The sequence below is a fragment of the Amycolatopsis sp. NPDC104775 genome, assembly GCF_055583325.1.
This window is the reverse complement of the sequence record NZ_JBVJOE010000001.1, coordinates 235,682-252,430: the sequence shown is the minus strand read 5'-3', so window position 1 is coordinate 252,430 and position 16,749 is coordinate 235,682. Positions and strand designations below refer to the sequence as shown.

Genomic DNA, 16,749 nt, shown 5'->3' with positions numbered 1-16,749 from the left:
ACGGCCGGGCAATCACGCCGGTTTCGCCCCGCCGCCTCCCGGGCACCCGGGTCCGGTACCCGCTGCCGAGGAGGAGCGCATGAGCAGCACGATCACCGAAATCGTGGACGTCGACGTGCCCGTGTCGACCGCGTACAACCAGTGGACGCAGTTCGAATCGTTCCCCGAGTTCATGGAGGGCGTGGAGGAGATCCGCCAGATCGACGCCACGCATACGCACTGGGTCACCAAATTCGGCGGCGTCGGGCGGGAGTTCGACGCGACGATCACCGAACAGCATCCGGACGAGCGCGTGGCGTGGCGCTCGGATTCCGGGCCGGACCACGCCGGGGTGATCACCTTCCACCGGCTGGGCGACACCAAGACCCGGGTCACGGCGCAGATGGACATCGACCCCGAAGGGTTCGCCGAGAACGCCGCCGACAAGCTCGGCATCCTGGACCGGCGCGTGAAGGGGGACATGCTGCGGTTCAAGCAGTTCATCGAACAGCGCGGACGCGAAACCGGTTCGTGGCGCGGAGACGTCGAACGCCCGAGCTGACCCGCTGGTGTGGGAGACCGCACAGGCGGGGCATGGCCCGGCCGGAGGCGGGTAACCCGGGCGGAAGCGAACCCTGTGCAGAGAGGAGACCAGCATGGCCCGCGTGGCAGTGCTCGTTGACGAGATGACCGAAGACGACGAATTCCTGGTGCCGTGCGAACGGTTGCGTTCTGCCGGGCACGAGCCGGTGGTGGTCGGCTTGGCGAAGGGCAAGAAACTCACCGCCTTGCACGGCACGGAAATCACCACTGACCAGGCCGTGGACGACGTGGCCGCGGCGGATTTCGACGCGGTCGTGGTGCCCGGCGGCTACTCGCCGGACAAGATCCGCACCAGCGAGCCGATGGTCGCGCTGGTCCGGGAAACGGCCGCCGCGGGCAAACCGGTCGCGGCCGTGTGCCACGGACCCTGGCTGCTCGCCGAGTCCGGGCTGGCCCGCGGCCGGACGGTGACCTCGTGGCCGTCCCTGCGGACCGACCTGCGCAACGCCGGGGCGGAATGGGTCGACCGCGAGGTGGTGACTGACGACGGGGTGATCACGTCGCGCAATCCGGACGATCTGCCCGCGTTCTGCGACGCGTTGCTGGAGCGGTTGAAGTAATAGGCGTTAGCGCGGCGGGCGACCACTGTGGGTGGTTGCCCGCCGCGTTTCATGCAGGACAGCGCGATCAGGGCCGGGGAAGCACCCCGGCCCTGATCCATTCCGGGCTTTGTTCAAGACAGCGTGAACCGGATGTCGAAGTGGTTCAGCGTCGCCGGAAGCCGCCCTGGCTGCAGGTCGGCGGCAGCACCCCGCGGCGCGAAGCCCGCTTGCTGCAACAGCGCGGCAAGCAACGTCGAAGCGGTGAACAGCACCACGTCGCGGCCTGGGCACACGCCAGGTCCGGCGCTGAACGGCACGAGCGCGGGATTGGCCTCGGCGCGGCCGTCCAGCCAGATCTCCGGGACGAAAGAATCCGCGTACGGCAAGGTTTCCGGGTCGCGGTGGAAGAACGGCGTATAGATCAGGAACGACGTGCCCGCCGGGCCCCAAGCGGTGTCCTCGGTGCTTTCGCGCAGCAGCGCGGGCGTGGTCGGCCAGAGCCGGACGGACTCCAGAACACAGGCGCGCAGGTACGGAAGCTGTTGCGGCTTCGAGAGATCCGCTTCGGCGATTTCGCGGCGTGCTTCGGTCAGCTGGTCGGGATGCGTGGCGAGCAGAGCGAGCGCGCGCAGCGTCGCGATCGCGGCCGCGTCGAAGGCGAACAGCCAGTGCGGGACCTGGCCGGTCGGGTCGAGGTCCCCTTCGGAGGGTTGCTTCGCCATCGCCGCGCCGAGGCTGCCCGGGCGGTCCAAGCCGAGCTGGCGGTCGAGCAACGCCTGGAACTGGCGGCGCTGCTCTTCCCGGCGCGGGTGCGCGAACGCCCAGTTCGCGTCGAGCCGCAGCTGGCCGAGAAGATCGGTGACGCGCCGGTCGGCGGTGGTGTCGCCGCCGAGCACGATCTCGCGGATGATCGTCCAGAAGTGCTCGGTGAACTGGGCGGTGTCGAGATCGGGAAAGCCGGAAAGCATTTCGTGTGCTTCGGTGCGGATGGTTTCCGCCCAGACGCCGGAGAGTCCGTGCGCGGCGCGGCCGGGCTCGAGGACGGTTTCGTTGAGTTTCCGTCGCCGGGCGCGGGCGGCGCCGCTGGAGATCAGCACGCCGTGCGGCTGGAAGTGGCGCAGGGCCGCGTCTTTTTCCGCGGTGTCCGGGCTGAACGGGCTGGGCGTGCCGGCCAGCAGCTCGCCGACGTGGTTCGCCTCCAGCACCAGGCGGAAGGACCGGCCCGGCACCGGCAGGTCGAGCGGGCCGGGGCCGTAGCGGGCGCGCAGGTCGTGCAGCAGCCGGATCGCCGAGCGGTCGACGTGCAGTTTCTGCGCGGCGGCCATGGCGCGGGGACGGCGTTTGATCAGTCCGATGCCGACAGTGGGGGCGACCACCCGCCCGACGACGCGCCCGGTGTCGCGGACCGACGCCCGCTGGGGGCGGATGTCGGCCGGGGGCAGTGCGGACAAGTCCGGGCTCGCGGTCGGGTGGGTGGTCGCCATGTTGTTCGGGTACCCGGACCGGTACGGGTGAAACCTCGCGCGCCGTTCCGGCCCCGTCGAGTCCACTGTGGACTGATGGAATCGGCTGTCGCCTAATGGTTCCAAGGGCGAACGCGGAACCGGGCCGTCCACAGTGCTTCCGGCGGACCGCCGGGCGGGCTGGTCGCGGGCACGGCAACTGCGGTACGGTCGGGGCAGGAGCGGTTCAGCCACGTGCCGTCGCCTGACCCCAGGTGGCCCGTTTGCCGCGGGCCCCGGGCCGGGCCGCACGTTTCGGCCCGGTCTCGCATAGGCGAGGAGGGCTCCATGCACGACACGCTTGCTTATCTGCCGGGAGCACCGGCGAAAACCCTGATCACCGCCACCGCGGACGAAACCGTCGTCGCGGTCTCCGACGAGCTGGACCAGCGCTCCACCGCCCGGCTGCGCGATCTGCTGGCCGAGGAAACCGCACTGCGGCCGCCGGTGGTGATCGCCGACCTCTCCGGCCTGACGTTCTGCTCGGTCAGCGGCCTGGAAGTGCTGACCGAGGCCGCCCGGGCGGCGGACGCGGCGGGCGTCGCGTTCGTCGTGGTGGCAGCCCAGCGCGCCGTCTTGCGGCCGTTGCGCGTGCTCGGGCTCGACCGGGAGCTGCGGGTGGTGGAAAGCCTGGCTGATGCGGTCGAAGCGAACGCCGCCGAGCGGAGCCTGGCGGCCGACGTAGGTTAACCCCGTTCAGTCCGGCTCGGTTCCTCCGGGATTCCCGGTGGGGCCGGGCCGGATACTCCTGCGCCAATCCGGGTCGGATCGCGAGGCCGCTGCCGCGCGCCCGGCATCCGGGTACCTTTGGCAGACGCTGGGGAAACTCCTGGCTGGCGAGGAGGAACGGTGGACGGCGGAAGCGGCGGGTCGGTCGACTGTTCGGCCGTCGTGCGGCTGAGCGGCGACCCGGCCGGATTGCGCGACGAGGTCGGCGAGGCGCTGGCCGCGCACCCTCGGCTGGTGGTCTTCGAGCTGAGCGAGCTGACCTCGTTCTCGCCCGAGGACCTCGCCGCCTTGCGCGAGACCGCCCGGCCGAGCGAGGCGGTGTTCGCCTGCCGGGAAGGCGGAGCGGCTCGTCAGGTGCTCGAAGCCCAGGGCGTGCCGGTCGCCGAGTCCGCGTCCGGGGCGCTGGCTCTCGAAGACGAGTCGCTGAGGCCGTCGGGCAAGCAGTTCCGGTCGCTCACCGAGACGCTCCTGGCCGCGCGGACCGTCGGTGAGGTCCTGCAGCTGACCGTGGACGCGACGGCCGCGCTGGTGCCCGCCGCCGAACTGGTGTCGATCACGCTGCGCGCACCGGACGGCACCTTCCACACCGCCGCCTACACCGACCCGAAGGCCGTCGAGCTGGACGTGCTGCAGTACGAACTGGGCGAGGGCCCGTGCCACGACGCGGCGGTGCCGAACCGTCCGGAATTCCTCGAATCCCCCGATCTGCGCAGTGACGAGCAGTGGCCGCGCTGGTCCCCGGCGGCGGCCGAGCTGGGCTGGCGCGCGGTACTGGCGACCGCCCTGGCCGACGACGCCGTAGCCCGGTTCTCCGGCGCGCTCAACCTCTACTCCCGCGTCCCCGGCGGGCTGACCGACGCCCACCGCGACATGGTGCTTCTCCTGGCCAGCCACGCGAGCCTCGCGATGGCCGAAACAGACGCGGTGACCCGCGGCGAGCTCAACCAGGCGCAGCTGCGGCGCGCGCTGGACAGCCGGGACGTGATCGGCCAGGCGAAGGGCATCATCATGGCCCGGCGGGGCCTGGACGCGGACGCGGCGTTCGACCTGCTTCGGCGGACTTCGCAGCAGCTGAACGTGAAACTCGTGCATCTGGCGGGAACGCTCGCGGCCCGGCACGAGGAACTGGACGGGCCGGTCGCGGAGCTGGGGGAGCCGGACCCGGTGTGACCGGTCGGCGTGCTGGACGCGGGTGGGTCTGGGTGCCGTCGCGTGGATCTGTGCCCGGCGGGGTGCTTCGAGGGTTTGCTCGGTGAGCAGCGGTTACGAGGTCGATTCGGGCCTGCTCGGCGTGCGGCGGCGCTGCGGACGGCCCGGGTTGGGCTGCTTGGCCGGGTTATGCGTGGGTTTGCCTGGTGAGCCAGTGGTCGCGGGGGTCGATTCGGGTCTGTCCGGTGTGCTGCGGACGGCTCAGGTCGAGCTGCTCGGTCGGGTCGTCAGCGAGTCTTGCCTGGGGAGCAGCGGTCCCGAGGACGATGGCAGGCCTGCCCGGCGCGCAGCGGCCCCACGGCCCAGGTCGAGCTGCTCCGCCGGGCCATCCGTGGGTTCCGCGCGACGAGCAGCAGCCGAGCGACGAGCAGCAGCCGAGCGACGCGAGCGCCAGGATCCGAGGTGTCCGGCGCCACCCCGTCGGGTAACCGGTCGCGGAGGACTCGAGCCGACTGAGGAAGGAGCCCGTCATGGTGCACCCCGTGCCGCCCGGACCGGAGCCTGTCCCGTCGCCCCCGCCGCCGGTGCCGCCGTTCCCGCCGGAGCCCGCCCCGCCGCCGCGTCCGGGGCCGGGTCCGCTGCCGCCGCCGGAGCCGCCCGTTCCGCCTGATCCGCGCTGAGCCCGGCCGCCGATTGCCGTGCGAGGCGACCGGGTACTTCCAGGGAAAGCGCGAGAACGGAGGCGGGGATGGACGAAGCGAACCAGGCCGAGCCGGGAGTCGTGGTCGGGGACGACGGGTCCGACGGCGCCCGCCTGGCCGTCGACTGGGCCGCCGCCGAGGCGGAGGCGCTCGGGACCTGCCTGGTCGTCGTGCGGACGATGACGCTGCCGATGCCGAACGTGGATTTCGTGCCCGGCGTGATCACTCCGGTCGCGGGCGAGATCGTGGCCGACCAGTCCGTGCTGGACTACGCGGAGAAGGTGCTGGCCGAGACGGCCGCCGACGTCGCCAGGAAGCGGCCGGGGCTGCCGGTGCGCACCCGCGTGCGGTTCGGGCGGGCGAGCTGGGAACTCGCGGACATCGGGCGGCGGGCGGAGCTGATCGTGGTCGGCGCGTCCGGGCGCGGCGGGCTGCCCCGGCTGCTGCTCGGGTCGACCGCCTCGCAGGTAGTGCACACGAGCGCGCGGCCGGTCGTCGTGGTCCGCCCGGCGAAGGAACAAGCGGCTCGGCGGGTGGTCGTGGGGGTGGACGGGTCGCCGGCCAGCGTCGCGGCGGTGCGGTACGCCTACGACTTCGCCGACCGGCACGGGTGCGTCCTGCACGCGGTGCACGTGTGGTCGGAACCGCCGGAGGACGTTTTCGGCCCGGCGCGCTCCGGCGGCGAGGGGCAGCAGAGCCCGGAAGACGAGGGCGAACGGCTGCTCGCCGAAGCGCTGACCGGACTCGGCGAGCTGCATCCGGACGTCGTGGTGCAGCGGGAGGTCGCGCTCGGCAGCGTGGCCGAGGTGCTGCTGGACCACGCGGAGGCGGCCACGCTGCTGGTGGTCGGCGGGCACGGTCGCGGAGCGTTGCGGGGCGCGTTCCTCGGTTCGGTGAGCCACGCGATGGCCTATCACGCTCCGTGCCCGGTCGCGATCGTGCGCGAGGGCGTCGAGGAACACCCGGGCTAACGCCGCAAGCTCCGCCGGACCAACGCTGCCGCCAGCCGGGCCAGATCGTCTCCGGGTACCAGTTCCGCGAGGCGCTCCGGGTTGGCGGGCAGCCCGGCTTTCTTCGCCCCGTCCAGGGCTTTGCGGTCGAAATACGGGCGCAGCCACGGCCAGACCGCCTGCGCTTCACGGCAAAAGATCTGCGCGCCCGTCTGGCCGATCCGGGGGAACTCCGCGATCAGTTTCTCCAGCTTCCGCGGATCGCCGCCGGCCGCGTCAGCCATCCCGCGCAGATCGTCGTGGTACTGGTCGCGGACGAACTCGGCAGCCTCGCCGAGATGGTGCGCCGTGCTTTCGTCGTACCGGACGTAGTGCGCGCGGCCGAGCGCGTCAACGCGTTGCTGCCACGTGGAATCGCGCATGGCGGCGGGGGAGCGCCAGCCCGAGCGCGAGAGTTCCCGCGCGGCCGCGACGGCCAGGTCGGCGCTGATCCGCGTGGACAGCAGCGTGGTGAGGACCAGCAACCGGTAGAGCGGTTGCGGTTTGTCGGCCAGCTTGATTCCGGCTTCCTCGGCGAACGTCGTGCCGTGTTCGGCGAGGAATTCGTCCACTCGGCGCATGCGCTCCGGATTCCCGTTCGGGCACAAGCGAAACTCACCGTTGCGCGGGGAAGGGGTCCTGGGCGAACTCGACGCACAGCCGCCAGCCGGACGCCCCGGGCGCGGGTTCGGTCCAGGCGTCGAGCGAATCGGCCAGCGTGCGCAGGACGTGCCAGCGGACATCGTCCGGTCCGGGAGGGAACGCCCACGACGAGGTGGTGGCGACGGTGACCGTGATCCCGCCGGAACATCGGAACGAGCATTCCAGGACTGCGCCCTCGTCCGCCCGCAGCGCCTGCGCCTCCACAGCCTCTTCCACCGCCAGCGCGAGATCGGCGGCCTCGTCGAGGCGGAACCCCGCGGAGGCGGCGACGTCCTCAGCCACCAACGGTGCCAGGAACAGCAGGTCCCCGTCCGCGGACAGGCGCAGTTCGACCGGCGCGGCGAGCATTTCCGCTCCACTCGCGTCGCGCTGAACCATGCCGTTCGGGCTACCCGGTCCGGGGGCGGGCCAATCACCGCCGGGACTGACCCGAACGGCCCGTTTCCGGCGCGCCACGACGGGTAACCGGAGGACTGGAGCACGGCAGAAAGGAGCACCCGGCATGAGCACCAACGCCTATCTCTCGTTCCTCGCGATCGGGATTGCGCTGGTCCTGGTGGACGGCCAGATCATCTACCGCAGCGGCCGCCGCTACCTCGCGAACGCCTACGGGGATCCTGGATCCGGCGCCTCCATGACCCGGCTGGTGACAGTGTTGTTCCACCTCGTGACACTGGGCGTCCTCGCCTTGGTCTCGACGGTCGACCTCGGCGGGAGCGACCTGCCGGGCGTGGTCGGCCGCGTCGGCGTGCTGCTGCTGATCCTGGCGCTGGCGCACGCGGCGACGCTGGGCGCGCTGGCGCGCATCCGAGGCGAGCAGGACGTGGCCGACGCGATCGCCCATCGCGACGAGCGGCTGGCCCGCCGGTCGGAGACGGATCTGCAGGCTCCGACGGTCACCCCGGTGCCCGGACAGGAAGGCCGGCATCCGGACGTGAGCCCGACGCTGGAACAGCGCTCGCCGTACACGGCCTGACTGCTTCCGGACCAGGATCGAATGGTGTGTTCCCGCAGTGCACGCGCACTGCGGGAACACACCATGTTCGCGCGTCGCGACCGGCTACAAGCGAGGGTCGACCGGCTCGGATTCCAGTGCCAGCACGGCGAAAACGCACTCGTGCACCCGCCACATCGGCTCGTCGCGGGCGAGCCGGTCCAGCGCTTCGAGGCCGAGGCTGTACTCCCGCAGCGCCAGCGAGCGCTTGTGGCCGAGGCCTCGCTGCCGCAGCCGGGAGAGGTGGCGCTCCTCGGTGTAGTCGGGGCCGTAGATGATCCGCAGGTACTCCCGGCCGCGGACCTTCAACCCCGGCTGCACCAGCCCTCGCGACCCCCGGACCAGGTTGGCGGCCGGTTTGACCACCATGCCCTCGCCGCCCTGCGCGGTGAGCTCGGTCCACCAGTCGACTCCCGCCGCGACCGAAGCGGGATCGGTGGTGTCGACCCGCAACCGGCCGGTCGGGGCGAGGAAACCGTCGCTGCTCCCGACGAGCCGGTCCGCCAGCGCGAGGTGCCAGTCGTGCGCCCGCTTGTGGTGGGCCTGGCCAGCCGACGCCAGCACTTGGAAGGGTGCGAAACGCACGCCGTCGAGGCCGTCGGTCGGCCAGCAGTAGCGCCGGTACGACTTCGCGAACGCATCGGCGTTGGCCGCGCGGGAACGCGTGCGCTCCAGCAAGGCCGAGACGTCGAGACCGGACTCTTGTGCGGCGGCCAGCGCACTCTCGGCCACCGGAAGCGCCGAGCGGGCAGCAGCGCCGACAGCCGCGTACTGCTCGCGCAGCAGTTGCTCTGCCTTCACACTCCACGGCAGCAGTTCGCCGTCGAGCAGAAGCCAGTCTGAGCCGAGTTCGTCGAACAGGCCAGCCTTCTCCGCCGCCGCGCGAATCCTGTCGACCACCTCGGCCGTCAGCGTTTCAGTGAAGAAATGCCGTCCGGTCCGCGTCCACACCGCACCGAGTGCGTCGCCGGGTGCGCCGAAGCGAGCCCGGGCCGCGTCGAGCGAGCGGCACACGAGCGCGACCGCGCGCGAACCCATGTGCTTTTCCTCGCACACCACGGAATCCACGCCCTCCGCGCGAAAGTAGTCGAACGCCTGCTGCGGATGCTCCAGCAGCCCGTCGGCCGTCGCGGTGGCCACCGGCGACATGGTCGGCGGGAGGTAGACCAGCCAGCGCGGGTCGATCGCGAACCGCGACATGACCTCCAGCGCCGCGGCGGCGTTCTCCTCGCGGACGCCGATCCGCTTCTGATAGGCGGTTTCGATCACGCGGCGGCCCAGGACGTCGGTGACGTCGAGCACGCCCGGGTCGCGGCGCGCGACCGGCTCCGCGGCCTCCGGGTTGGCGGGGAACGGCTTGGCGGGCTCGTAGTAGACCCGCGCCGCCGGAACGGAGACGATCTCCTTTTCCGGATACCGCAAGGCAGTGAGCGCGCCGCCGAACACGCACCCGGTGTCCAGGCACAGGGTGTTGTTGACCCATTCCGCCGAGGGCACCGGAGTGTGGCCGTAGACCACCATCGCGCGGCCCCGGTACTCGTTCGCCCACGGATAGCGCACGGGCAGGCCGAATTCGTCGGTTTCGCCGGTGCTCTGCCCGTACATGCAGAAGCTCCGCACGCGGCCGGACGCGCGGCCCTGGAAACGTTCGGTGATGCCCGCGTGCGCGACGACCAGGTCGCCGCCGTCGAGGACGTAGTGGCTGATCAGGCCGTCCATGAATTCCTGCGCCTCGGCCCGGAATTCCGCTGTCTCGGCCGCGAGCTGCTCCAGCGACTCCGCGAGGCCGTGCGTGACTTGCACGTTCCGGCCGCGCAGTGCGCGCAGCAGCTTGTGCTCGTGGTTTCCGGTGACACAGAAGGCATTTCCCGCGCGCACCATGCCCATCACCAGCCGCAGCACACCCGGCGTGTCCGGGCCTCGGTCGACCAGGTCGCCAACGAACACTGCCCGTCGTTCCGGATGCTGCGCCCCGACCGCGCGGCCCTGCTCGTCGCGTTCGATGGCGTAACCGAGGTCGGTGAGCAGCGTTTCGAGTTCGGCGCGGCAGCCGTGGATGTCGCCGATGATGTCGAACGGCCCGGTCTCATGCCGCAAATCGTTGTACAGCGGGACGCGCGTGATCGTCGCCTCGGCGACTTCCTCCGGCCTGCGCAGCACGTGCACCGTCCGGAAGCCTTCCTTCTGCAGGCTGCGCAGCCCGCGACGCAGCTGGTCCCGCTGGCGCCGGATCACGTGCGCGCCGAAGGACCGGTCCGGGCGGCTTTCGTTGCGCGCGGCACAAAGCGATTCCGGCAGGTCCAGCACGATCGCCACCGGCAGCACGTCGTGCTCCTTCGCCAGCGCCACAAGCGGTTTGCGCGCCTCGGGCTGGACGTTGGTGGCGTCGATCACGGTCAGCCGCCCGGCGGCGAGCCGTTTGCCGACGATGTAGTGCAGGACGTCGAAAGCGTCTTCGGTCGCCGACTGGTCGTTCTCGTCGTCGGACACCAATCCGCGGCAGAAGTCCGAGGAAATCACCTCGGTCGGCTTGAACTGCGCGGCGCCGAACGTCGATTTGCCCGACCCGCTGGCGCCGACCAGCACGACGAGGCACAGCTCGGGGATTTCAAGCACACTCATGCCGCACCGCCTTTCGTGAAAAGAGCCAGCTGGGTCGCCGGACCGACTTCGGGATCGTCAGAGCCGACCGGCAGCATCCGCACGCCGTAGCCGTAGCTGCTCGCCACCCGGTCCGCCCACGCGCGGAACTCGGCGCGAGTCCATTCGAAACGGTGGTCCCGGTGCCGCAGGTTGCCCGCGGGCAGCGACTCGAACCGCACGTTGTACTCGCGGTTCGGCGTGGTCACGATCACCGCGCGCGGCGCGGCGAACTCAAACACGGTGCGCTCCAACGCTTCGAGCCGCGGCGGGTCGACGTGCTCGACGACCTCCATCAGCACCCCCGCGTCGAGCCCGGCGAGCCGGTCGTCGCGGTAGGTGAGCGAGGACTGCAGCAGCTCCAGCCGGGCCCGCTGGGCTTCCGGCATCCGCTCCAGCCGCAGCTTTCGCGCCGCGACCTGCAACGCGCGAGCAGAGACGTCCGCGGCCACGATCCGCTCCACCGACTTCTCGGCCAGCAGGTCGCGCACCAGCGCGCCCTCGCCGCAGCCGAAGTCGCCGACCGACCGGGCGCCCAGCGACCGGAGCACGGCCATGATCGTCCCGCGCCGCTGCTCGGCCAGCGGCACCGGACGGTCCGGCGCTTCGAGGACAGCCGGCGCGGCGAGCGCGTTGTCGATCTCCTCGGGCTCCGCGTCGTCCACTTCTGCCAGCCGGGCCAGCGCGGCGGTCGTCAGTGCGCGGCGATGCCCGAGGTAACGGCGGGTGATCAGCTCCTTGTCCGGATGCCCGGCGAGCCAGTCCCCGCCGGCCCGCAGCAGCTTGTCGATCTCCTCCTCGCCGACCCAGTAGTGCTTGCCGTTGTCCAGGACCGGCAGGAGGACGTACAGGTGGTTGAGCGCGTCGGCCAGCCGCAGCTCGCCGGTGAGCCGGAGGTCGACATAGCGCGAATCGCCCCACTGCGGGAACTCCGGATCCAGCGGGAGCGCCGCCGCCTCGACCGTCCAGCCGAGCGGCTCGAACATCCGGCGGACCAGATCCGTCCCGCCCGGACAGGCCGGGACCCGGATGTCCAGCGGGATCGGGGTCGCCGCCAGCTCCGGGCGCGCGGTGCACCGCCCGGCGAGCGCGGTGCGGAAGACTTCCTTCAACGCCACCGAAAGCAGGCTCGTCGCCGCGTAGGGGCGGTCGTTGACGTACTGGCCCAGGGTGAACCCGTCGCCGGAGCCCGCCTTGCCGCGCACCAGCGCCACTGGGTCGACCTCGAGCATGAGCGCGGCGGTGCATTGGCTCTCGGACGCCTCGGGGTAGAAGACGTGCGCTTGCCCGGCGGAAAGGTCGAAGGACTGCACCCGGCCTGGATGCTTGTGCAGCAGGAACCCCAGGTCGGAAGCAGGCTGGTGGGTCGTGGTGACTGTCAGGAACACCAGGGGAGTATTCCTTACGGCTTTTGTCCGTGTCGCGAGAGTTTCTCGCTAGCTGCGCGAGATGTGCCGAACGCCCCACTGAGGGCTTCCCGGTAACGGCGGTGTCCCCGTGCTCGATCAACGGGGAGCTGTATTCAGGCGAAACGCGGGACTAGGAAACGTGATGAACGACCGGGACCCCGGCGCGGAAAAGGAACTCGAGAAACCGGAGACGACCGCACCGCCGTCGTCCCCGGCTCGCTGGTACCGGCTGGCGACGGCAGCGGTCGTGCTGGCCGTCGTCGCGGTGCTGGGCGGTTCGGGCTGGTGGCTGTTCAGCGGACGCGCCGTGGCCGGGTATGCGTTGCCGGACGGTGCGATACCGCTCGGCGACCATGACGTCTGCGCCGACACCGTGACCGTCCGGCTCGGCACCGACGCCGAGATGGCGGCCGTCGCCCGGGCCTTGCGCGGCGATCCCCGGGTCCTGCGGTCCTACACCGAGACCCAGCAGGAGGCTTACGCGAGGTTCCGGAGGATCTTCGCGAACCAGCCGGACCTGCTGAAGACGACGGGAGCGGACGCCATGCCCGCCTCGGTCATCGTGGTGCCGAGGGACCAGGCCGCCACCGCGGACATCGCCGGCCAGCTTCGTGCCCAGTTCCCGGCGGCGCGAAAAGTCAGCGACGACAAGGAATTCCGCAGCAGGTACACCGGACCGGATTACCGGGATCCGACGTGCCTGCCCAGCGGCGAGCACTCCCGCTGACCGCGCGGTTTCGAGCCTGGACCGGGCCTGCCCGCTTCGCTCCGCACACATCCAATCACTGGGAATAAACTTCCCATTAACTGGGAAAACGCGCTAGGAACCCGCTGGCCCGCGACGTAGCGTGCGCGCCATGACAAGCGCGGACGCCAACCGGAGAGCCGGGACGAGAGCGGCGCGGATCCTGGCGGTTTTCGCCGAGCGGGAGAGCGCCACGGCGGAGGAGATCTCCGTCGGCACGGGAATCCCGTCGAGCGCCGTCTACCGGTACCTGACGACCTTCGTCGAGATCGGTCTCGTGCATCAGGCGCGCACCCGCGGCCGGTACTGCGCGGGTTCGCTGACGGTGCAGATGGCCGAAAACTACCGCCGCGAAGCGCTGGGCCAGGGCGGCGTCAAGCGGCGGCTGCGGCAGCTCGCGGCCGACACCGACGAGCTCGCGGCGTTCCTCATCGCTCGCGACAACGACGTGCTCTGCGTCGAGGCGGCCGAGGGGACCCGGGTGATCCGGTGCAGTTTTTCGCCAGGGCTGAGCAAACCGCTCGTGTTCGGGGCGAGTGCGCAGGCATTGCTGGCGCATCTGCCGGAGGACCGGGTCGCGAAGACGGCACAGGCGCACGGGCTCCGCGGCGAGCAGGTCGCGAAGCTGGAGAGCGAGCTGCGCCGGGTGCGGGACCAGGGTTTCGCGGAAAGCGTCGGCCAGGTCGATCCGGGCGTGTGGGGCGTGAGCGTGCCGGTGCTGGACCGGCACCGCAATCTCGTCGGCACGGTGAGCACGATGGCCCCGGATTTCCGCGTGCGCCCGCGCCGCGAGTCCCTCGTCACGCTCACCCACGCGGCCGCGCAGGACATCAGCCGATTGCAGGAGCACGCGTGAGCACCACCCAGTGGACCGGACGCGAGGACGGCCCCGGTCCGGAACATCGCCGATGGCACCACGCCGTCAACGAATTCTCCAGCGGCACCGGCGTTTCGCTGATCGGGTTCGCCAGCGACGCCGGGGTCCGGCGCAATGGCGGAAGGCCGGGAGCACAGGCGGGACCGGACGCGATCCGCGAAGCGCTGGCGTCGTTCGCGATCCGGCCGGAGTTCGTGCTCCGCGACGCGGGCGACGTCGTCGTGGAAGGCGACGAGCTGGAAGCGGGGCAAGAGAACCTCGGCGAGCTGGTCGCGAAGCAGCTCAGCGACGGAAACCTCCCGCTCGTGCTCGGTGGTGGCCACGAGACGGCGTACGGCTCCTACCTCGGCCTCGCCCGCAGCGGGCTGCTGGACGGCCGACGCCTCGGCATCCTCAACCTCGACGCGCATTTCGACCTGCGGACGGCAGACCGGGCGTCCTCGGGCACCCCGTTCCGGCAGATCGCCGCGCGGGAAGCCGAACGCGGCGCGGAATTCGCTTACGCGGTGGTCGGAATCAGCGAACCCGGCAACACCGCCGCCTTGTTCGAGACGGCCGCCGCGCTGAACGTCCGCCGCCTCCTGGACGTCGACTGCCAGGAACGCCATCTCGAATCCGTTCTCGATTTCGTCCGGGCCTTCGCCGCGGACGTCGACGCGCTGTATCTGTCGATCGATCTCGACGTGCTCCCCGCCGCGCAGGCGCCCGGGGTCAGCGCTCCCTCGACTCTCGGCGTACCCGCCGCGGTCGTCCTCGAGGTGTGCCGGCTGGTCGCGGGAGACCCGAAGCTCGCGATCGCCGACATCACCGAACTGAACCCCGTCTACGACGTCGATCACCGCACAGCCCGGATCGCGGCCCGCCTCGCGCACACGCTCGTGACGAGCCGTCCGGTCCCGGAAGGACACTGAAAATGCCCCCTCAGCGAATCTGGCCGCGGCTCGGCGCCGTGCTGGCGGCCTGCCTGCTCGCGTTGCTGCCACTGAGCACGGCGAGCGCCGCCGAACCGCAGAGCGGGAAGCTCGCCGCGCTGCGGTCCGGGCAGACCGCGCTCCGGGTCGGCACCGACGCCACGTTCCCGCCGTTCGAGTTCACCGACGCCAAGGGCGGCCAGCTCGGCTTCGACATCGACCTGGTCCGGGCGCTCGCACAGCGCGCGGGCATCAAGAAGGTCGACTTCGTCCAGATGCCGTTCGGCAACATCGTCCCGGCCTTGCAGGCCAACCAGATCGACGTCGGCGCGTCGGCGATTTACATCAGCCCCGCGCGGCAGAAAGCCGTCGACTTCTCCGACATCTACTATCCGGGCGGGCTCGCGGTTTTCGTGTCCGACAAGGACAATTCCGTCGGCTCGCTCAAGGATCTCGCCGGCAAGCGGGTCGCGGTCCAGGTCGGCACGAAGTCGGTCGACTGGCTCGCCCAGCACCAGCCCGCCGCGCAGCTGATCACCGCGCAGACCAACGAGCAGATGTTCTCTTCGGTGAAGCTCGGCCAGGCGGACGCGGTGGTGACCGGGGCCCCGGCCGGGAAGTACTTCATCGCGCAGCAGGGCGGCCTCAAGCAGGTCGGCGACCGGCTGACCGAGGAGAACTACGGCTACGCCTTCCAGAAGTCCGACGCCGAACTGCGGATCGCGTTCAACACCGCGCTCAAGCAGATGCGTGACGACGGTTCTTACCAGCAGTCCACCGAAAAATGGTTCGGCGCGGAAAGCACCGCGGCGAAGCCGGGCGGGCACTCGCTGTTCAACATCTCCACCATCGTCGATTCGTCGGGACAGCTCTGGCAGGGTCTGCTGGTCAGCCTCCAGGTCATCCTGCTCGCGCTGGCGTTGAGCCTGCTGCTCGGCACGCTCGGCGGATTCGCCAAGCTCAGCAAGATCGCGCCGGTCAGGTGGATCGGCAACGTCTACGTGTCAGTGATCCGCGGAACTCCCTTCGTGGTCCAGCTGTTCTTCATCTACTTCGGACTGCCGCAGCTCGGCCTGCAGCTTCCGCCGATGACCGCGGGCATCATCTCGCTCGGGCTCTACAGCGGTTCGTACGTGACCGAGATCTTCCGCGGGGCGGTGCAGTCCATCGACCGCGGGCAGCTGGAAGCGGCGCGCTCGTGCGGCATGTCGCAGGTGTCGGCGATGCGGCACGTGATCATCCCGCAGGCGTTCCTGCGGATGCTTCCGCCGCTGGGCAACGAATTCGTGTCGCTGACGAAGAACTCCGCGCTGGTGTCCTTCGTGACCATTCACGAGCTGTTCCTGGTGGGGCAGACCATCATCTCCCGCACCTTCGACGCGCTGACCGTCTACCTGTTCATCGGCCTGCTGTATTACCTGCTCACCAACCTGATCAGCGGCACGACGCGCACCCTCGAGAAGAAGATGGCGGTGTACATCTGATGGCACTGTTGGAAGTTCACGGCCTCGCCAAGTCCTACGGCGACGTGAAGGTGCTCGACGGGATCGACTTCGCCATCGAACCCGGCCAGGTGGTCGCGGTGATCGGCCCCAGCGGCGGCGGGAAGTCCACCTTCCTGCGCTGCCTCAACCTCCTGGAGACCCCGACGTCGGGCCGGGTGACGTTCGACGGCGAGGACCTGACCGGCCGCGGCGTGGACCTCGACCGGCTGCGGTCGCGGATGGGCATGGTGTTCCAGCACTTCAACCTGTTCCCGAACATGACCGTGCTGCGCAATGTCGTGCTGCCGCAGATGAACGTCCTCAAGCGGTCCAAAGAGGAGGCTGAGGCGAAGGCCCGGGCCCTGCTGGAGCGGGTCGGCATGCTCGAACGGGCCGGTGCGTATCCGAACCGGCTGTCCGGCGGGCAGAAACAGCGCGTCGCGATCGTCCGAGCCGCGGCGATGGACCCGAAGCTGATGCTGTTCGACGAGCCGACCTCGGCGCTGGACCCCGAGGTGGTGCAGGACGTTCTCGACATCATGTCCGAGCTGGCCAAGGACGGCATGACGATGCTCGTGGTCACGCACGAGATGGGATTCGCCCGCAAGGTGGCCGACCGCGTGGTCTTCGTCGACGGCGGGAAGATCGCCGCCGACCTGCCGCCGTCGGAGTTCTTTTCCGAGGGCAACGCCAACCCGCGGGCTCAGGCTTTCCTGGAGAAGGTGCTCTGACGGACGCGGGGGGGGGGGGGGGGGGGGGGGGGGGGGGGGGGGGGGGGGGGTTGTGTTGTTCGGTGGGGAAGGAGAAAAAAAAGACGAGAGCGGGACGTCTG

The 16,749-nt window shown here is 70.5% G+C and carries 16 protein-coding genes; 11 read left to right on the top strand and 5 right to left on the bottom strand.

Annotation, left to right across the window (positions count from 1 at the left end):
* Positions 1 to 79 precede the first annotated feature (79 nt).
* Positions 80 to 541, top strand: coding sequence for an SRPBCC family protein (locus ACZ63D_RS01030; protein ID WP_465352234.1), 462 nt, complete (start codon positions 80 to 82; stop codon positions 539 to 541).
* A 94-nt stretch (positions 542 to 635) separates the two neighbouring features.
* Positions 636 to 1,142, top strand: a complete 507-nt coding sequence (locus ACZ63D_RS01025) for a type 1 glutamine amidotransferase domain-containing protein (protein WP_465352233.1) — start codon at positions 636 to 638, stop codon at positions 1,140 to 1,142.
* A 113-nt stretch (positions 1,143 to 1,255) separates the two neighbouring features.
* Here ACZ63D_RS01025 and ACZ63D_RS01020 read toward each other — a convergent pair whose 3' ends face one another.
* Complete coding sequence (locus tag ACZ63D_RS01020; protein WP_465352232.1) at positions 1,256 to 2,608, bottom strand: cytochrome P450; 1,353 nt, start codon at positions 2,606 to 2,608, stop codon at positions 1,256 to 1,258.
* A gap of 306 nt (positions 2,609 to 2,914) precedes the next feature.
* Here ACZ63D_RS01020 and ACZ63D_RS01015 point away from each other — a divergent pair, with 306 nt between their 5' ends.
* From ACZ63D_RS01015 to ACZ63D_RS01005, 3 genes are all read left to right on the top strand, one after another.
* Positions 2,915 to 3,316, top strand: a complete 402-nt coding sequence (locus ACZ63D_RS01015) for an STAS domain-containing protein (RefSeq protein WP_465352231.1) — start codon at positions 2,915 to 2,917, stop codon at positions 3,314 to 3,316.
* 159 nt (positions 3,317 to 3,475) lie between these two features.
* A complete protein-coding gene (locus ACZ63D_RS01010; RefSeq protein ID WP_465352230.1) occupies positions 3,476 to 4,525 on the top strand; it encodes a GAF and ANTAR domain-containing protein in 1,050 nt (349 codons plus the stop codon).
* A gap of 727 nt (positions 4,526 to 5,252) precedes the next feature.
* Positions 5,253 to 6,176, top strand: a complete 924-nt coding sequence (locus ACZ63D_RS01005; RefSeq protein ID WP_465352229.1) for a universal stress protein — start codon at positions 5,253 to 5,255, stop codon at positions 6,174 to 6,176.
* On the opposite strand, the gene ACZ63D_RS01000 is transcribed toward ACZ63D_RS01005, so the two are convergent.
* Complete coding sequence (locus ACZ63D_RS01000; protein WP_465352228.1) at positions 6,173 to 6,775, bottom strand: endonuclease; 603 nt, start codon at positions 6,773 to 6,775, stop codon at positions 6,173 to 6,175. The genes ACZ63D_RS01005 and ACZ63D_RS01000 overlap by 4 nt on opposite strands.
* Positions 6,776 to 6,809: 34 nt before the next feature.
* Entirely contained in the window at positions 6,810 to 7,235 is a 426-nt protein-coding gene (locus ACZ63D_RS00995; protein ID WP_465352227.1) for an ATP-binding protein, read from the bottom strand.
* A gap of 124 nt (positions 7,236 to 7,359) precedes the next feature.
* On the opposite strand from ACZ63D_RS00995, the gene ACZ63D_RS00990 reads away from it, so the two are divergent.
* Positions 7,360 to 7,833: a hypothetical protein gene (locus ACZ63D_RS00990; RefSeq protein ID WP_465352226.1), complete on the top strand. Its 474-nt coding sequence runs from the start codon at positions 7,360 to 7,362 to the stop codon at positions 7,831 to 7,833.
* An 84-nt stretch (positions 7,834 to 7,917) separates the two neighbouring features.
* On the opposite strand, the gene ACZ63D_RS00985 is transcribed toward ACZ63D_RS00990, so the two are convergent.
* Together ACZ63D_RS00985 and ACZ63D_RS00980 are read right to left on the bottom strand one after the other, a co-directional pair.
* Entirely contained in the window at positions 7,918 to 10,473 is a 2,556-nt protein-coding gene (locus tag ACZ63D_RS00985) for a polynucleotide kinase-phosphatase (protein ID WP_465352225.1), read from the bottom strand.
* On the bottom strand, positions 10,470 to 11,879 hold the full coding sequence (locus tag ACZ63D_RS00980) for a 3' terminal RNA ribose 2'-O-methyltransferase Hen1 (protein ID WP_465352224.1): 1,410 nt from the start codon (positions 11,877 to 11,879) through the stop codon (positions 10,470 to 10,472). Before ACZ63D_RS00980 ends, ACZ63D_RS00985 begins: the two co-directional genes overlap by 4 nt.
* A gap of 163 nt (positions 11,880 to 12,042) precedes the next feature.
* On the opposite strand from ACZ63D_RS00980, the gene ACZ63D_RS00975 reads away from it, so the two are divergent.
* The 5 genes from ACZ63D_RS00975 to ACZ63D_RS00955 all read left to right on the top strand — a co-directional run bounded on the left by ACZ63D_RS00975 (position 12,043) and on the right by ACZ63D_RS00955 (position 16,648).
* On the top strand, positions 12,043 to 12,627 hold the full coding sequence (locus tag ACZ63D_RS00975; RefSeq protein ID WP_465352223.1) for a permease-like cell division protein FtsX: 585 nt from the start codon (positions 12,043 to 12,045) through the stop codon (positions 12,625 to 12,627).
* 130 nt (positions 12,628 to 12,757) lie between these two features.
* Entirely contained in the window at positions 12,758 to 13,501 is a 744-nt protein-coding gene (locus ACZ63D_RS00970; RefSeq protein ID WP_465352222.1) for an IclR family transcriptional regulator, read from the top strand.
* On the top strand, positions 13,498 to 14,433 hold the full coding sequence (gene hutG / locus ACZ63D_RS00965) for a formimidoylglutamase (RefSeq protein WP_465352221.1): 936 nt from the start codon (positions 13,498 to 13,500) through the stop codon (positions 14,431 to 14,433). The genes ACZ63D_RS00970 and hutG overlap by 4 nt, the downstream gene beginning before the upstream one ends.
* Positions 14,434 to 14,435: 2 nt before the next feature.
* Positions 14,436 to 15,917, top strand: a complete 1,482-nt coding sequence (locus tag ACZ63D_RS00960; RefSeq protein WP_465352220.1) for an ABC transporter substrate-binding protein/permease — start codon at positions 14,436 to 14,438, stop codon at positions 15,915 to 15,917.
* Positions 15,917 to 16,648 (top strand): amino acid ABC transporter ATP-binding protein, encoded by a 732-nt coding sequence (locus ACZ63D_RS00955; protein WP_465352219.1) that lies wholly within the window; start codon positions 15,917 to 15,919, stop codon positions 16,646 to 16,648. The genes ACZ63D_RS00960 and ACZ63D_RS00955 overlap by 1 nt, the downstream gene beginning before the upstream one ends.
* The last annotated feature ends 101 nt before the right edge of the window (positions 16,649 to 16,749 follow it).

Coding starts and splice junctions, on each gene's coding strand:
- ACZ63D_RS00995 (WP_465352227.1), bottom strand. CDS start 7,235: ATGGTTCAGCGCGACGCGAGTGGAGCGGAAATGCTCGCCGCGCCGGTC.
- ACZ63D_RS00955 (WP_465352219.1), top strand. CDS start 15,917: ATGGCACTGTTGGAAGTTCACGGCCTCGCCAAGTCCTACGGCGACGTG.
- ACZ63D_RS01015 (WP_465352231.1), top strand. CDS start 2,915: ATGCACGACACGCTTGCTTATCTGCCGGGAGCACCGGCGAAAACCCTG.
- ACZ63D_RS00970 (WP_465352222.1), top strand. CDS start 12,758: ATGACAAGCGCGGACGCCAACCGGAGAGCCGGGACGAGAGCGGCGCGG.
- ACZ63D_RS00975 (WP_465352223.1), top strand. CDS start 12,043: ATGAACGACCGGGACCCCGGCGCGGAAAAGGAACTCGAGAAACCGGAG.
- ACZ63D_RS00985 (WP_465352225.1), bottom strand. CDS start 10,473: ATGAGTGTGCTTGAAATCCCCGAGCTGTGCCTCGTCGTGCTGGTCGGC.
- ACZ63D_RS00960 (WP_465352220.1), top strand. CDS start 14,436: ATGCCCCCTCAGCGAATCTGGCCGCGGCTCGGCGCCGTGCTGGCGGCC.
- ACZ63D_RS01005 (WP_465352229.1), top strand. CDS start 5,253: ATGGACGAAGCGAACCAGGCCGAGCCGGGAGTCGTGGTCGGGGACGAC.
- ACZ63D_RS01020 (WP_465352232.1), bottom strand. CDS start 2,608: ATGGCGACCACCCACCCGACCGCGAGCCCGGACTTGTCCGCACTGCCC.
- ACZ63D_RS01000 (WP_465352228.1), bottom strand. CDS start 6,775: ATGCGCCGAGTGGACGAATTCCTCGCCGAACACGGCACGACGTTCGCC.
- ACZ63D_RS00990 (WP_465352226.1), top strand. CDS start 7,360: ATGAGCACCAACGCCTATCTCTCGTTCCTCGCGATCGGGATTGCGCTG.
- ACZ63D_RS01030 (WP_465352234.1), top strand. CDS start 80: ATGAGCAGCACGATCACCGAAATCGTGGACGTCGACGTGCCCGTGTCG.
- ACZ63D_RS01025 (WP_465352233.1), top strand. CDS start 636: ATGGCCCGCGTGGCAGTGCTCGTTGACGAGATGACCGAAGACGACGAA.